A 15,339-nucleotide genomic window follows, 5' to 3' on the forward strand; every position below is an offset into this window, starting at 1 on the left:
TTTTGAATTACGAATATTTTATAGCTAAACGCATTATAGCAAGTAAAGCATATAAAAGTAGTATTTCGGCACCAATAATAAAAATTGGAATTGCCGCAATTGCTATAGGTATTGTGGTTATGATGATTGCTATTGCAACGGGCATAGGACTTCAACAAAAGATTCGTGATAAAGTGGTGGCGTTTAATGGTCATGTAACTATTGCCAATTACGATAGTAATAATTCTCAGGAAAGCATTGTTCCCATATCAAAAAAGCAAGAATTTTATCCAGAGTTTAAATCGGTTGCAGGGATAACTCATATTCAAGCTGTTGCAACTAAACTAGGCTTGATACGAACTGAAAACGATTTTGAAGTTGCCGTTTATAAGGGCGTGGGAATGGATTACGATTGGAAATATTTTGAAGCGTTTCTAGTTCAAGGACGTAAACCAAGTTTTGAAAAGAAATGGAGTGAGGAAGTACTTATTTCACAATATTTGGCTAATCGTTTAGGGTTCAAATTAGGAGATAGTTTCCAAATGGTTTTTGTAAATAGTGACCCAGAAAAAGCACCAAATTATGTAAAATGCCACATTGTAGGGGTGTATAGTTCTGGGTTTCAGGATTTGGATAAACAATACCTCATTGGAAATCTGCGCCACATTCAACGCTTAAATAAATGGGATGAAGATGATATAGGCAATTTTGAGGTTTTTATTGACGATTATAGTGAGTTGGAGAAAAAGGGTATTGAAATCTATAAAAACACACCATCAGAATTAAATACCCAAACCGTTTCCGATAAATATTATTCCATTTTTGAATGGATTAAGATTTTCGATACTAACATTTATGGCATTATTGGTATTATGATTCTTATTGCTGGCATCAACATGATAACTGCTTTATTGGTGCTTATTTTAGAGCGTACCCAAATGATAGGCATCTTAAAAGCATTGGGTAGCGATAATTGGAGTATCCGAAAATTATTTATTTATAATGCTTACTATTTGATAATCCTTGGGTTGTTTTGGGGAAATAGTATTGGATTAGGACTTCTTTTTGCTCAAAAATACTTTAAATTGTTTCCGTTGGATCCTAGTGTTTATTATGTTACCGAAGCCCCTGTGTTTATTAACGTGGGCTATATTGTTGCTTTAAATTTTGGTACAATGGCAATATGTTTGTTAATGCTATTAGTGCCATCGTATATCATCACTAAAATTTCACCTGTTAAGGCAATTAGATTTGAATAAAAACTTATAAAATTTGGAGTTTCTTTCGGGCATTCTCTAATTATCTTTAATTTATTGAACCCCTCTTTCTAAACCGCCAAATTAAATGATGGAGCTACAATCTACCTGCGCAAAATAATTCTTAACCTAAAACCGTCTTCACAAAACCAGAAATTGAATTTGTTCCATGCGTCTTTAAATACTTAACGAATGCACTACCAATAATAGCGCCTTTTGCATAAGACGTGGCTTGTGTAAATGTTTGGTTATTACTAATACCAAAACCAACAATTTGTGGGTTTTTAAGGTTTAGATTGGCAATGCGCTTAAAGTATTGGTTTTGCTCATCGCCAAATCCAGATTTAGCTCCCGTAGTGCTGGCACTACTTACCATATAGATAAAACCGTTGGAAACAGAATCGATATACCTAATACGCTCGTGACTGGTTTGTGGCGTAATTAAAAAGATATTGGTTAACCCATATTTTATGAAAGTAGATTGATATTCTTCATGGTATACATCAACAGGAAGATCAGGAATAATGAGTCCGTCGATTCCAAGTTCTTGACATTTTTGGCAAAATGCTTCAACACCGTATTGTAACATGGGGTTGAAATAGCCCATAATAATTAGTGGAATGGAAACGGTTTGTCTAATGTCCTTTAATTGGTTAAATAGAATTTCTGTGGTCATTCCATTTTTTAAAGCCTGTGTTGAACTATCTTGAATGGTAGGACCATCGGCGAGCGGGTCACTAAATGGCAGGCCAATTTCAACTAAATCAACACCATTTTTTTCCAATTCTTGAATGATGGAAACGGTATCATATAGGTTTGGGTAACCTGCAGTAAAATATATGGATAATAACTTTTTGTTTTCTTGTAATTTTTGATTGATTCTATTCATTGTAAATGAATTGTTATTTTATTTCCGCGAAGGCGGAAATCTAAATTTTAAAATATTCAATATAATTCTGTAAATCCTTATCTCCCCTTCCTGAAAGGCTCAATACCACTACATCACTAGGTTTAAACTGTTTTTGTTTAAAAATGGCCAAGGCATGCGAGCTTTCAATGGCAGGGATAATACCTTCCAATTTACAGAGTTCTAATCCTGCTTTCATGGCTTCATCATCGGTAATCGACATAAATTGGGCACGGCCCGTTTTACACAAATGAGCATGCATGGGTCCAACACCAGGGTAATCCAATCCAGCCGAAATGGAGTAGGGCTCTGTAATCTGTCCATCTATGGTTTGCATCAACAAAGTTTTACAACCATGAATAATACCATCTCTACCAAGAACTGAAGTTGCTGCACTCTCCCCTGAATGTACACCTAAACCGGCCGCTTCAACCGAAATGATGTTCACATCTTCTTCATGTAAAAAATGATAATAAGTGCCGGCGGCATTGCTACCACCACCAATACAAGCAACCACGTAATCTGGGTTTTCTTTGCCTTCGTGTTCCTTTAACTGCCATTTTATTTCCTCTGAAATGATAGCCTGAAAACGAGTCACCATATCTGGGTATGGATGGGGACCTATCGCAGAACCGATAATATAATGTGTGTTGACGGGGTTATTTATCCAATCGCGAATTGCTTCATTGGTAGCATCTTTTAAGGTTTTGCTTCCCGATGTTGCAGGAACCACTTTGGCGCCCAGCATTTTCATACGGGCTACATTAGGGGCTTGTCGCGCTATGTCTATTTCTCCCATATATACAATACATTCCAATCCCATTAAGGCACACACGGTAGCAGTGGCCACACCATGTTGTCCAGCTCCTGTTTCGGCTATAATCCGGGTTTTACCCAAACGTTTGGCCATAAGGATTTGTCCAATGGTATTGTTTATTTTATGGGCACCTGTATGGTTGAGGTCCTCACGTTTTAAGTAGATTTTGGTTTTGTATTTTTCTGAAAGGCGTTTGGCATAGTACAAAGGTGAAGGCCGTCCTACATAATCCTTTAAAAGTTGGTTGAATTCCTTTTGAAATTCGGTTTCGGCCATGACCTTTAAATAGTTTTGGCGCAATTCCTCTACATTGGGATACAACATTTCGGGGATGTAAGCACCTCCAAATTCACCATAATAACCCTTTTCGTTTACGTTGTAGTTCATTTTATTGTGTTAATGTATGTTGAACAAAGTGAAGTATTACTGATAAAATGTTTCGACTGCGTTCAGCATGACAGATGTTGTTTAAATTCCTTTAATAATTTTATATCTTTTAAACCAGGTTTAATTTCAAACTTACTGTTAACATCTAGGGCAAAACAGTAATATGAAGCTTTGCTTTGTTGAAATGATTTTATATCATTTATTTGGTCGATACCAATTCCGCCACTTAAAAAGAACGGTTTAGTTGATGGGTATTGGTTTAGTACATCCCAATTAAATGTATAACCATTCCCTCCGGGGAGTTTGCCTTTAGTATCGAACAAATAATAGTCACAAACCGTTTCGTATGGTTTTAAAGCTTCAAAATTAAACTCATCCTTTATGGAAAAGACTTTTATGATTTCGATATCTTCTAAATATTCAATTCTTTGTCTATGTGTATTGGGTTTCCAAACATTATCTTTCCATTGTTGTTTAATTAAATCCAATTTGGATTTTAATTCTGTACAATAATTAGGTGATTCATTGCCATGTAATTGTACGGCCTGTAAATCATGCTTTTTTATGATTTTGAATACATCCTCTAAATCAGCATCCACAAAAACACCTACTTTTTTTATAGTATTAGGGACTTCAGGGATATTAGCATTAAAAAACCTTGCAGACTTATCATAAAATATTAAGCCCAAATAATCGGGTTGCAAAGTAGTAACCTGTTTAATGTTATCTGGATATTTCATGCCGCAAACCTTGAGTTTCATTTTCTTAATTTTCTAATTCATTTATAAAAACTTTTGCACAGGCTCCTGGATTATTGGTGTTCATAAAATTTTCACCTATTAAAAAACCTTGGTAACCATAATGCTGAAGCTCTTTTATGGCTTCAACAGTACTAATGCCGCTTTCAGAAACTTTCACAAAATCATCTGGAATTAAAACGCTTAAGGTTTTGCTGGTATCAAGACTTACCTCGAACGTTTTTAGGTTTCTGTTGTTCACTCCAAGCATATCCAGACTAGGCACTAAGGATTTATATAATTCTTCTTCATTATGAACTTCAAGAAGTACATCCAGATTTAGGCTTTTTGCAAATTCTGAAAAATGTTTGATTTCTTCTCGTGTTAAAATAGAGGCAATCAATAAAATAAGATCAGCACCATAGCTTCGAGCTTCTAATATTTGGTATTCATCAATAATGAACTCTTTTCGTAACAATGGCAAATTACAACTGGCTCTTGCCATTAGTAAATCATCCAAAGAGCCCCCAAAATACTTGCTGTCGGTTAAGACAGACATACCACATGTTCTAGCATTTTCATAACCAGATGCAACATCAAATACATTCAAGTTGTTATTGATAACCGGTTTCGATGGTGAACGACGTTTGTGCTCTGCAATAATACCAGAATTACTGTTCCTTAATTTTGAGGCTAAAGAAATTGTCTTTCTTTCAAATAAAGCAGATTGCTCTAATTGTTGTATTGGGATTAAACTTTTTTTAAGGGCTACTTCCTTACGTTTGTCTTGTACTATTTTATCTAGTATATTCACTCTAAAAGTCTTAATTTTTACTTAATTCAATCAACTTATCTAAGCTAGCTTTTGCTTTCCCAGAGAATAACGATGCTTTTGCAAGTTCAAACCCTTCTCTGTGTGAGATTTGTTTGGTGGTCGCTATGGCTAATCCGGCATTGGCACATACTACATTATTTTGTGCTTCGGATCCTTTACCTGTAATCACATTGATAAATATTTTGGCAGCGTCTTTAACGGTGCTTCCTCCAAATATTTCTTCTTGCTTAATTTCAGATATGCCTAGATCGTTGGCACTAAACATGGTTTCCGCTTGATTTGAAATCACCTTAGTCTTCCCTGTAAGTGAAATTTCATCATAGCCATCAAGAGCATGAACTATGCTATAGTTTTTATTGGTTTGTTGGTATAGATAACCATATAAGCGTTGCAATTCTAAATCGAAAACCCCAACCATTTGATTTTTAGGAAATGATGGGTTAACCATAGGTCCTAACATGTTGAAAAAAGTTTTTACGCCTAATTCACGACGTATAGGAGCAACATTCTTCATGGCGGGATGAAATAAAGGTGCATGTAACACACAAATACCTGCTTGGTCTATAGAACGTTTTAAAAAATCTTCATCATTTGAAAATTTAATGCCCAAAAATTCCATCACGTTAGATGAGCCGCAGGCCGAGGACACACCATAGTTGCCATGCTTGGCCACATGAACACCGGCACCTGCAGTTACAAAGGATGCTAAAGTTGAAATGTTAAACGTATCTTTACCGTCACCTCCCGTACCACATAAATCAATAGCGTTAAAATCTTTTAAATCTATAGCAATACACAGTTCTAAAAGCGCATCCCTGAACCCTTGTAATTCTTCTAGAGTAATACTTCGCATCATAAATACCGTTAAGAATGAAGCAATTTGGTTTTGGTTATACAAGCCGTTGGAAATATTCACCAACACTTGTCTGGCTTCTTCTGTAGATATATTTTCGTGGTTTATGAGTCTGTTTAGTAATTGTTTCATGTGTTTATATATTGTTTTTTAAAGGACACATGCTACATCCAAATGGTAATTATTGCTATGAACAAAAAACTTAGCCATGGATGTTTCATATCTTAACTGTTTACTGCTAACTGGATATCCAGTTTTCTAATATCTTTTTCCCATGAGGTGTTAATACCGATTCCGGATGGTATTGTACTCCTTTTACATCGAATATTTTATGGCGTAAGGACATGACTTGTCCATTAGCATCAAAGGACGTGGCTTCCAATTCCTTAGGTAAATTAGGATGAACTACCCATGAATGATAGCGTCCAACATCGATACTTTTGTCCAATCCTTTAAACAGGATTTCGTCATCAACACAAATATTTACTTTTGTAGCCACACCGTGATAAACTTCATCTAAATTAATGAGAGAACCACCAAAAACCTCTCCAATAGCTTGTTGGCCAAGGCACACACCTAAAATACTTTTTGTAGAAGCATACGCTTTGATGATTGGTTTTAATAGTCCTGCTTCATCTGGGATACCTGGACCTGGTGATAATACAATTTTATCGAATGGCATTACATCGTCCAATGTTAATTTATCATTTCTATATACAGTGACATCACAGTTCAAATCTTCTAAATAATGAACAAGATTATATGTGAAACTGTCGTAATTATCTATAACTAATACCTTTATCATGATTAAATCTCTTCCGCTAGTTTAATAGCTTTGTTTAATGCGCCTAGTTTGTTATACACTTCCTGTAATTCATTTTTGGCATTGGATTTTGATACCAGTCCTGCACCTGCTTGCCAATGTAGTTTATGATTTTTACTCAAAAAGGTACGGATCATTATGGCATGGTTAAAGTTGCCGTCAAAGTCCATAAATCCAATGGCTCCACCATAAAATGTACGGCTTGTTTTTTCGTATTGCTCTATGAGTTGCATGGCTCGATGTTTTGGGGCACCACTTAAGGTTCCTGCAGGAAAAGTATCTGCCACCACCTGCATAGTTGAGGTGTTTTTATGTTTATTCCCAGTTACTTTGCTAACCAAGTGGATAACATGCGAGAAAAACTGAACCTCACGATAGGTCTCAACCGTTACATTGCTGCCATGTCTGCTCAAATCGTTACGAGCTAAATCTACCAACATGACATGCTCGGCATTTTCTTTATCGTCTATGGTTAACTGTTTAGCAAGTTCAGCATCTTTAGAATCCTTTCCTGTTCTTTTAAATGTTCCTGCGATAGGATGGATTTCAGCTTTGCCTTGATTTACTATGAGTTGAGCTTCAGGAGAACTGCCAAAAATTTTAAAATTCCCGTAATCGAAATAAAATAGGTAAGGTGAAGGGTTAATGCTACGCAATGCCCTATAAACGTTAAATTCGTCACCTTTAAATTGTTGCGCAAAACTTTTAGAAAGCACCAATTGGAAAACATCACCTCTTGCACAATGTTTTTTGGCCAATTCCACATGCTCTTTAAATTCTTCATCGGTTAAGTTTGATTCAATATTACCATTAGAAGAAAAACTGTAAGAGGCAAAATTTTTAACTTTTATAAGATGGTCAATATCATCAATGTTATTTTTTGCTTCATAACAATGAGCAAAAATATAAGCTTCGTTTTTAAAGTGGTTGATAGCAATGATGTTTTGATAAACAGCATAATACACATCAGGTATTTGTAATGAATTTTCCTTTTTTGAAATTTCAATATCCTCAAAATAACGAACGGCATCATAAGCTAGATAACCAAACAACCCATTGTTTATGAATTTGAAATCTTGACTAGAACTCGCATTAAATCGTTTTGTGAACCCATGGATTTTCTCAGTAACATTGGTATGGTCGTCTATTATGGTTGTAATGTGGCTCCCATCTGGAAAAGTTTCCATGATTACTTCATTTTCAATCTTGATGGAAGCTATCGGGTTAAAGCAGACGTATGAGAAGCTATTATCGTTAGCATGATAGTCACTACTTTCCAATAAAATACTGTTAGGGAATTTATCTCTTATTTTTAAATAGACACTTACCGGTGTAATGGTATCGGCTAGAATTTTTTTATAATGAGTTTGTATGTTGTATGCTTTCATCTGTTAATGTTTATTTTTTATTGGTCAGATGTAATTCGTAAATAATCATTTTGTTATCAATTAAACTACCATAGCTCATTTCACATATTAAAATTTTAGTGAATATTTTTGATCATCGATTTATCTTACTATCAACAAAAAAGGCTTGTCGTGAATGACAAGCCTTTTATATTTTTTAAGTTTTAAAAATACGAGGTTTACTTCACGAAATTTAGTTTCGTAAGCACCACCACCAAGTATTATTTAAAATCGTTTTCATTTAATTTTTGTTTAACGGTTCAAATATAGAAATGAAAAAATAATTACGCAATAATTAAAACGGTTTTTATTTGTGTTTAATAAAAAAACTACCATAATTAGTATGGTAGTTTTAGATGGTCATAAGGTCTAGGACGAATTCTAGTTTGCTGTTAACCTTATTTTGCCTAATAATCAAATGAGCTCTTAAGCCTCATTGTTACTTCTATATACATTTACCCGTTGTTGTTTATACAGATGTATGCTGATTGCATAAAATTAAACTTTTGTTAAATTAAGTAAGATTCATTTTACGAATATTTAAATTTAATGGTTGTATTGTTTAACAGCGTTTATTCATGAAAATTTTCAAGTCACTTTATTTTTTAACATTATTCTTTTTATTCTCTAACTGTGGTAATAAAAAAAGTAGCCATGATTCTGTTAATTTAATTGGTGATAATCATAATACTGTACAAAGCACTTCTTCTATAGATTTGGAAGTTTATACTTTTGATGAGTTTTCTAAATTTTTAAATAAAAAAGATGATAGGGTTTATATTATTAATTTTTGGGCCACTTGGTGTGCTCCTTGTGTTAAGGAACTGCCTTATTTTGAGAAGATTAAAAAAGAATATGAAGGAGAAAATGTTGAGGTTCTATTGGTAAGCTTGGATTTTCCTCATTTATACGAGACAAAATTAAAGCCTTTTATAGTCAGTAAAAAATTAAAATCTAAAGTTGTTGCTCTAGACGATCCAGATATGAATGGCTGGATACCAAAAGTAGATAGCACCTGGACAGGTTCTATACCAGCTACAATGATATATAAAAATAACGCAAGGAAATTTTTTGAACAATCATTTACTTATGATGAGTTAAATACCGCATTGAAACAATTTTTAAAATAAACATACAGTTATGCAACAGATTAAATATATAGCACTTGTATTAGCCTTATTTACGATGCTTAGTGCTTTTAAAAATTCAAAAACCAGTTTAGACAACGGATATAGAATAGGAGATGTAGTTAACGACTTTAAGTTAGAGAATATAGATGGGAATATGGTTTCCCTATCAGATTATAAAGATGCCAAAGGGTTTATAATAACTTTTACCTGTAATACTTGTCCTTATGCAGTAATGTACGAGGATAGAATTATTGAACTTAATAATAAATATGCACCTAAGGGGTATCCAGTAATCGCCATTATGCCAAATAATATTATTGCCAAGCCAGGAGATAATTTTGAGGCCATGAAAAAACGTGCAAAAAGCAAAGGCTTTACTTTTCCCTATTTAATAGATAAGGAACAAACTGTTTTTCCTCAGTTTGGAGCAACGAGGACACCTCAGGTTTTTGTTTTGCAAAAAACTAAAAAAGGGAGTGTAGTAAAATATATTGGAGCTATCGATGACAATTATAAAGATGCTTCTGAAGTTAATACCAAATATGTCGAAAATGCAGTTAAAGCTCTTTTAGAAGGTAGGGAAGTTGAACAAAAAGAAACAAAAGCTATTGGCTGTTCCATAAAGGCTTAAAGAAAAATACTTCAATAAAAAATCCGAGTTGTAATTTACTCGGATTTTTTTTGTTTATATTTAAATAAGATATATTAATTTTGTATCTCATCCTAATTACTAACCAATGGAAGATTTAACACAAGAAGAATGGGCTGAACAACTTGCTAAAGACAATAATGCAGTTGTTTTAGATGTTCGAACTGATGATGAAATAGCCGATGGAATGATTCCAAACGCCATTCATCTAGATATTTATAAAGGACAAGATTTTATTAATGAACTTGAAGAATTAGATAAGGGCAAAAGTTACTATGTATATTGTAGATCAGGTAATAGAAGTGGCCAAGCCTGCCGCATTATGGATGAGTTAGGTTTTGATAACGTATTTAACCTTGAAGGAGGTATTTTAGAATGGCAAGGGGATATTGTAGATATAGACTAAAACATTATAAAATGAGGTTGGTTTTATTTTTATTTGGGTTAATGGTTTTTGTAGGATGTAAACAACCTACGGCATCCCAGACCAAAATTGTTACCCAAGAAGAGATGGAAGCTTTATTGCAAAACAAGGGCGTTCAATTGGTAGATGTTAGAACACCTGAAGAATATAGTGAAGGTTTTATACCGGGTGCTATTAATATCGATTTTTTATCACCTACTTTTTTAGAAGATATTGAAAGCCTAGATAAGGAAAAACCTATTATTGTGTATTGCCAAAGTGGTGGCAGAAGTGGTAAGTGCTCAAAAAAGCTGGAAGAAGCTGGCTTTAAAAAAATTTACGATTTACAAGGGGGGTACTCCAAATGGAAGTATAAAGGCCCTGATGCTGAAACAAAATAGTACAAAGCTCTCATTATGAGAGCTTTTTTTATCATCTGCTTTTTTTTATTATATTTAGTAATCCAAATTAAGAGCCTGTATCTTAAATAAAAGATTTAGTTTTTCATTTAATATAATTCGATTTTCCCCAAAACATTTTTAGCAATCAATATGGTATAATAGTGTATCATATTTAATCAACTAATTTTTTTTATTATGATTAAAAAAACAATTTCCCAATGTTTAATGGTTCTTTTAATAATGGGAGCCAGTATTACTTTGAGTGCACAAGATGATTCAAAGGATTATGTTATGTTTGAGAGCATGATGATGACTCCAGATTACACCAAACTAAAAATTTTAGGAGACAATATGCGGGCCCATAATGCAAAATATCATAAAGATGGGCCTTACAAAGCAGCTGTATATACTATTTCTACCGGACCAAATTCAGGTAGGATGGTTTGGATGATGGGGCCTACAACTTATACGCATTTAGATTCTCGACCTTCAAATAATGGTCATGATGAAGATTGGAGAGATAATGTTATGCCTTATATCAAAAAAATTCATACTTCAGAATATTGGAAAATGAATGGTGAACTATCTAATACGTCTATGCTAGATGGAGATAACTCCAAGTATCCATTAATATTGGTAAGATATGGTGAAATTGATGAAGATCACGCATATTCACTTCACTCGTTTTTTGAAATGGTAAGTAAAACGGTAAAGGCCATGGAAGGAGAGAATCCTTGGGGCTTATACTATAACGAGTTTAGGCAAGGAAATTTAGGAAGGCATGTGGCATCTGTTAGTTTCTTTAAAAATTGGGCGGAATTAGATGACGACTCAGTAAGCTTTAAGGATACTTTTGAAGCGACCATAGGAAAAAACAAATGGCGAAGCTTTATTGAGATGGGAGATGGTGTTTTTTCAAATTCATGGGACGAAATATGGTCTTATAGTGCTCATATGAGTGGTGAGTAAACCTATTGTAAAATTGTTTGTATTTTATCTATAAAAGTATAATCTTTAACAGTAAAGCATATCGACAATTTTGGTTTTGTCTTGTTTTTGAGTTATTTAACTTAAATATTTTTTAGCTTAAACACTTTTGTTTAATTTTATTGAGTAACTTAAAATATAAGGTTATGAACATGATGAATGGTTGGGTAATTTTATCCATTGTCGCTTTACTTTTTTTAAGCATGTATGTCTATGCTAATATTTTTGTTTTTTTAGAAAGAATTAAAGAAAAGAAAAAAAGGAAGAAAGAAGCACACAAACTTGAGTTAATCGCGCAAGAGAAAGAAAGAAAGCGTCAAATTAGAGAGGAAAAATTCAAGAAAATACGTGATAGAAGTGAGGAAATCAAACAAGAACTAAAGCGTTTAGAGTTATTAAAATCCAATAGGATGAAAGCTGAAAAGGCGCAATAGTTATCTTTATATTTTATTGAGAAACGGTCCCAAAATAATTTTATCTTGGGACCGTTTTTTATATAGTTAGTTAATCAATAATTACTGGTGCTCCAGCCTGTATTAGTTGTTTTTCTATATAAGGAATAGCAACGGCAGCAAATTCTATTATTTTTGGTTTTACTCTATTGTATAATATTTTAGCTATGTCAAAACTTTCTAAATGCATTTTTGTTGGGCCATAAGTACCCTTAAATAGAGCAGATTGGGCAGTAGATAATCTGCCCATAATGGAAATTACATCCTTTTCACCAATTTCTTGTTTTGAAGAGCTTCCCTCTAAAATAGTTTTTATATCCTGCATGGTTTTATTTAAATCAAAAATTTGCTGTTCTAAGTTACCGGGTACTTTTTCTAAGTATGTTAGTGCTTTTTCAAAAGTTTTTAATTTAGTTGAAGCTTTTTCAAACTGATTTTTTGATTGTTGTACAGCAACGAGAAATATTTCCAATTCGTTGATGTAATTATTGATTTCAATATTAGAAATTGGGTTTTTTAATGTATTTTTTCTAATGCGTCCCACTTCAAAAGTTTGAGTAGTTCCTAGTGTTTTTACGCCACCTTCAATAACAGAATACAAAGTCACTTTATAGGTTCCAGGACTAACATGTATTTGCCTGAATTGTGATCTATTTGAATTTGTGTCAAGATATGGTGTAAACGGTTTTTTAAGGTTCCAGGCCACACGGTTTATACCTTTTTTGTATGGTGTATTGATTCTGGTAATAATATTATTATCTAGGTCGCTTATAACTAAGGTTGCTGTAGGTTTTTCTTGATTCTTTTCGGCATCAAGGGCTTCCCAGCCTGGAAAAGGAATATCCTTATTTTCTTTTTTTAGGGTCTTTTCCTTTTTTTGTCTAATAGCTTTCTTTGTATTAAAATTTTCGGGAATATAGAATGTAAAAATAGCGCCATAGTCAGGATTCTTTGCAGTGAAAAAACTTGCGCCTTGACTTGATGTGCCTCCTGTTATAGGTTCATACTGAAGCGCTTTCCTTGGTTTAAATAATTGTGCATTTTGTAATTGCTTTGGATCAATGGTCCTTAGTGGTGTATAATCGTCCAGAATGTAAAACCCTCTACCAAAAGATGCGGCAACCAGATCATTTTCTCTTTTTTGAATGGCTAAATCCCTTATTGGAATAGTTGGAAGTCCACTGGAAAATTTATGCCATGAATTCCCTTGGTCTAAGGATGTATAAATGCCATACTCTGTGCCTAAAAACAAGAGGTTAGGATTGATGTGGTCTTGAACCATTCTCCAAACCAAACTATTGTTGGGAATACCTTTGGTCATTAAGGTCCATGATTTACCTCCATCATTACTCTTTAAAAAATAGGGTTTGTAATCTCCAAATTTATGATTGTCTAAAGCAACATACACTTTGTTAGTATCGTGTAAATCTGTTTTAATATCATTTACAAAAGCGGTAGCTGGCACTCCAGGCAGGTCATCAACTAAAATTTTATTCCAAGATTGGCCACCATTCTTGGTGTATTGAATAATACCGTCGTCAGTTCCAACAAAAATAAGGTTTTCATCAATTGGTGACTCCGATATTGAAGTAATGGTATTATAAGTAGACATGGCATACACATCCCAAGCTTCATCCCAACTTTGTACTTTACCCATAATAGGCAAACTTAAACGCTCTTCATTTTTAGTTAAATCTTCAGAAATAGGCGTCCAACTATCGCCTCTGTTGTTGGAACGCCAAACACGTTGAGAACCAAAATACACCCGTTTAGGGTCATGTTGACTAACTAAAATAGGGGAGTCCCAATTAAAACGTTCGTAAGGATCATCAGTACTAGCTTGCGGTTTTATATACACAGATTCAAGGGTGTTGCGTTCTATTCTCCTAATTTCACCTTGTTGGGATTGGGCATATAAAATGTCTGGATTACCAGGTTCGGTGGCAGGTTGGTGTCCGTCGCCACCAAGTACCACATACCAGTCTGAATTTGATATACCGCTCGATTTGAATGTTCTTGATGGTCCTCCCTGCGAATTATTATCTTGGGTGCCACCATAGATATTGTAGAAGGGTTCTGAATCGTCTACTGCTAGTTTATAAAATTGTGTAATTGGTAAATTGTTAACAAATTTCCAAGTCTTGCTATCATCAAAAGATTCATATATGCCACCATCAGTTCCAATTAAAAGATAGTTAGGATCATTAAGTTTGAAGGTCAATGAATGGTTATCCGAATGTTTATCTGCCTCTTTCATGGTGTAAAAGGTTTTACCGCCATCTTCAGAAACCAACACCCTAACATTCATTAAATAAATTTTATCCAATACGTGTGGTGATGCCACTAACTCTTGATAATAATGTGGTCCCGTGCCACCTGAAACAGTATTAGACATTTTGGTCCAACTGGCACCTTGGTCACTCGATCTGTAAACAGCTCCCTTTTTTCTTTCAAGCTCTATAGCGGCATATAGAATATCAGGATTTATGGGTGAAATAGCCAAACCTATTTTCCCCATGTTGGTATTTGGTAAGCCATGGGATAACTTATCCCAAGTTTCTCCTCCGTCAATACTTTTGTAAAGCGCAGTGCCCTCTCCACCACCTATATAGGCCGCTACATTTCTATGACGCTGCCAAGTGGCAGCATATAGTATCTTTTCATTTCTAGGGTCGATAACAATATCTGTAACACCAGTCCATTCATTGCTTTTTAAGGTTAGTTTCCAGGTTTTACCCCCATCAACAGATTTATAAAGTCCCCTTTCGCCACCAGAACTCCATAAAGGCCCTTGTGCTGCTACCCAAATTTCCTGAGAGTTTTTTGGGTTGACGATTATTTTAGAAATGTGCTCCGATTTTGTTAATCCACTTTGCTTCCAGCTTTTACCACCATTATAGCTAACATAAATACCATGACCAATGCCCACATGGCGACCACCAACATTTTCTCCTGTTCCCAACCATACAGTATTGGAATTATTAGGATCTATCGTTAAGCAGCCTGTAGAATAAAAAGGTTGGTTTTCTGTAAGACAGGACCATGTTGTACCGGCATTTACGGTTTTCCATACACCACCAGAGCCTACAGCGACATACCAAACATTTTGATTATTAGGATCTATAGCAATATCGGCTATTCTACCAGACATAAATGCTGGGCCAATACTTCTAAATTTTAACCCATTTAACGCTTGTTCTATTTTGGTGGTGTCTTTGTCTTTTTCTTGAGCTGTTGCTGTTATTTTAGCAGATAAGAAAAGTGAAAAGAACAATAAAAATACTATTGAAGAAGTAATTCTTGAGATTATCATATTA

General features: G+C 34.3%; 15 protein-coding genes. 7 read left to right on the forward strand and 8 right to left on the reverse strand.

Going from position 1 to position 15,339, the window contains the following annotated elements; translation table 11 throughout:
* Positions 1-2: 2 nt before the first annotated feature.
* Positions 3-1,238 carry an ABC transporter permease gene (locus K7G79_RS08345; protein ID WP_223550962.1) on the forward strand — a complete coding sequence of 412 codons (1,236 nt, stop codon included), beginning with the start codon at positions 3-5 and terminating at the stop codon, positions 1,236-1,238.
* Between the two features lie 121 nt (positions 1,239-1,359).
* Here K7G79_RS08345 and trpA read toward each other — a convergent pair whose 3' ends face one another.
* From trpA to K7G79_RS08380, 7 genes are all read right to left on the reverse strand, one after another.
* A complete protein-coding gene (gene trpA, locus K7G79_RS08350; RefSeq protein ID WP_223550964.1) occupies positions 1,360-2,124 on the reverse strand; it encodes a tryptophan synthase subunit alpha in 765 nt (254 codons plus the stop codon).
* A 40-nt stretch (positions 2,125-2,164) separates the two neighbouring features.
* Positions 2,165-3,346, reverse strand: coding sequence for a tryptophan synthase subunit beta (gene trpB, locus K7G79_RS08355; protein WP_223550966.1), 1,182 nt, complete (start codon positions 3,344-3,346; stop codon positions 2,165-2,167).
* A gap of 62 nt (positions 3,347-3,408) precedes the next feature.
* Complete coding sequence (locus K7G79_RS08360; protein WP_223550968.1) at positions 3,409-4,107, reverse strand: phosphoribosylanthranilate isomerase; 699 nt, start codon at positions 4,105-4,107, stop codon at positions 3,409-3,411.
* A 4-nt stretch (positions 4,108-4,111) separates the two neighbouring features.
* On the reverse strand, positions 4,112-4,897 hold the full coding sequence (trpC, locus tag K7G79_RS08365; protein ID WP_223550970.1) for an indole-3-glycerol phosphate synthase TrpC: 786 nt from the start codon (positions 4,895-4,897) through the stop codon (positions 4,112-4,114).
* 10 nt (positions 4,898-4,907) lie between these two features.
* On the reverse strand, positions 4,908-5,903 hold the full coding sequence (trpD, locus tag K7G79_RS08370; protein WP_223550972.1) for an anthranilate phosphoribosyltransferase: 996 nt from the start codon (positions 5,901-5,903) through the stop codon (positions 4,908-4,910).
* A 106-nt stretch (positions 5,904-6,009) separates the two neighbouring features.
* Positions 6,010-6,576, reverse strand: coding sequence for an aminodeoxychorismate/anthranilate synthase component II (locus tag K7G79_RS08375; protein ID WP_223550974.1), 567 nt, complete (start codon positions 6,574-6,576; stop codon positions 6,010-6,012).
* A 2-nt stretch (positions 6,577-6,578) separates the two neighbouring features.
* Entirely contained in the window at positions 6,579-7,982 is a 1,404-nt protein-coding gene (locus K7G79_RS08380; protein WP_223550976.1) for an anthranilate synthase component I family protein, read from the reverse strand.
* A 596-nt stretch (positions 7,983-8,578) separates the two neighbouring features.
* Between K7G79_RS08380 and K7G79_RS08385 the strand changes: the two genes are divergently transcribed.
* The 6 genes from K7G79_RS08385 to K7G79_RS08410 all read left to right on the forward strand — a co-directional run bounded on the left by K7G79_RS08385 (position 8,579) and on the right by K7G79_RS08410 (position 12,004).
* On the forward strand, positions 8,579-9,130 hold the full coding sequence (locus tag K7G79_RS08385; RefSeq protein WP_255575956.1) for a TlpA disulfide reductase family protein: 552 nt from the start codon (positions 8,579-8,581) through the stop codon (positions 9,128-9,130).
* Positions 9,131-9,140: 10 nt separating this feature from the next.
* Positions 9,141-9,761 (forward strand): thioredoxin family protein, encoded by a 621-nt coding sequence (locus K7G79_RS08390; protein WP_223550977.1) that lies wholly within the window; start codon positions 9,141-9,143, stop codon positions 9,759-9,761.
* Positions 9,762-9,867: 106 nt separating this feature from the next.
* Positions 9,868-10,185, forward strand: a complete 318-nt coding sequence (locus K7G79_RS08395) for a rhodanese-like domain-containing protein (RefSeq protein ID WP_223550979.1) — start codon at positions 9,868-9,870, stop codon at positions 10,183-10,185.
* A gap of 11 nt (positions 10,186-10,196) precedes the next feature.
* Positions 10,197-10,583, forward strand: coding sequence for a rhodanese-like domain-containing protein (locus tag K7G79_RS08400; RefSeq protein WP_223550981.1), 387 nt, complete (start codon positions 10,197-10,199; stop codon positions 10,581-10,583).
* A gap of 195 nt (positions 10,584-10,778) precedes the next feature.
* Positions 10,779-11,552, forward strand: coding sequence for a hypothetical protein (locus tag K7G79_RS08405; protein WP_223550983.1), 774 nt, complete (start codon positions 10,779-10,781; stop codon positions 11,550-11,552).
* 164 nt (positions 11,553-11,716) lie between these two features.
* Positions 11,717-12,004 (forward strand): hypothetical protein, encoded by a 288-nt coding sequence (locus K7G79_RS08410; protein ID WP_223550985.1) that lies wholly within the window; start codon positions 11,717-11,719, stop codon positions 12,002-12,004.
* Between the two features lie 70 nt (positions 12,005-12,074).
* Here K7G79_RS08410 and K7G79_RS08415 read toward each other — a convergent pair whose 3' ends face one another.
* Entirely contained in the window at positions 12,075-15,335 is a 3,261-nt protein-coding gene (locus K7G79_RS08415) for a sialidase family protein (RefSeq protein ID WP_223550986.1), read from the reverse strand.
* Positions 15,336-15,339: the final 4 nt, after the last annotated feature.

Source organism: Aestuariivivens sp. NBU2969 (assembly GCF_019931125.1).
GTDB lineage: Bacteria > Bacteroidota > Bacteroidia > Flavobacteriales > Flavobacteriaceae > Aestuariivivens > Aestuariivivens marinum.

Bases quoted from the DNA above. Each gene is read 5' to 3' on its own strand.
- K7G79_RS08400 (WP_223550981.1), top strand. From the start codon at position 10,197: ATGAGGTTGGTTTTATTTTTATTTGGGTTAATGGTTTTTGTAGGATGT.
- trpA (WP_223550964.1), bottom strand. From the start codon at position 2,124: ATGAATAGAATCAATCAAAAATTACAAGAAAACAAAAAGTTATTATCC.
- trpB (WP_223550966.1), bottom strand. From the start codon at position 3,346: ATGAACTACAACGTAAACGAAAAGGGTTATTATGGTGAATTTGGAGGT.
- K7G79_RS08375 (WP_223550974.1), bottom strand. From the start codon at position 6,576: ATGATAAAGGTATTAGTTATAGATAATTACGACAGTTTCACATATAAT.
- K7G79_RS08415 (WP_223550986.1), bottom strand. From the start codon at position 15,335: ATGATAATCTCAAGAATTACTTCTTCAATAGTATTTTTATTGTTCTTT.
- K7G79_RS08390 (WP_223550977.1), top strand. From the start codon at position 9,141: ATGCAACAGATTAAATATATAGCACTTGTATTAGCCTTATTTACGATG.
- K7G79_RS08380 (WP_223550976.1), bottom strand. From the start codon at position 7,982: ATGAAAGCATACAACATACAAACTCATTATAAAAAAATTCTAGCCGAT.
- K7G79_RS08385 (WP_255575956.1), top strand. From the start codon at position 8,579: ATGAAAATTTTCAAGTCACTTTATTTTTTAACATTATTCTTTTTATTC.
- K7G79_RS08360 (WP_223550968.1), bottom strand. From the start codon at position 4,107: ATGAAACTCAAGGTTTGCGGCATGAAATATCCAGATAACATTAAACAG.
- K7G79_RS08405 (WP_223550983.1), top strand. From the start codon at position 10,779: ATGATTAAAAAAACAATTTCCCAATGTTTAATGGTTCTTTTAATAATG.
- trpD (WP_223550972.1), bottom strand. From the start codon at position 5,903: ATGAAACAATTACTAAACAGACTCATAAACCACGAAAATATATCTACA.
- K7G79_RS08410 (WP_223550985.1), top strand. From the start codon at position 11,717: ATGAACATGATGAATGGTTGGGTAATTTTATCCATTGTCGCTTTACTT.
- K7G79_RS08395 (WP_223550979.1), top strand. From the start codon at position 9,868: ATGGAAGATTTAACACAAGAAGAATGGGCTGAACAACTTGCTAAAGAC.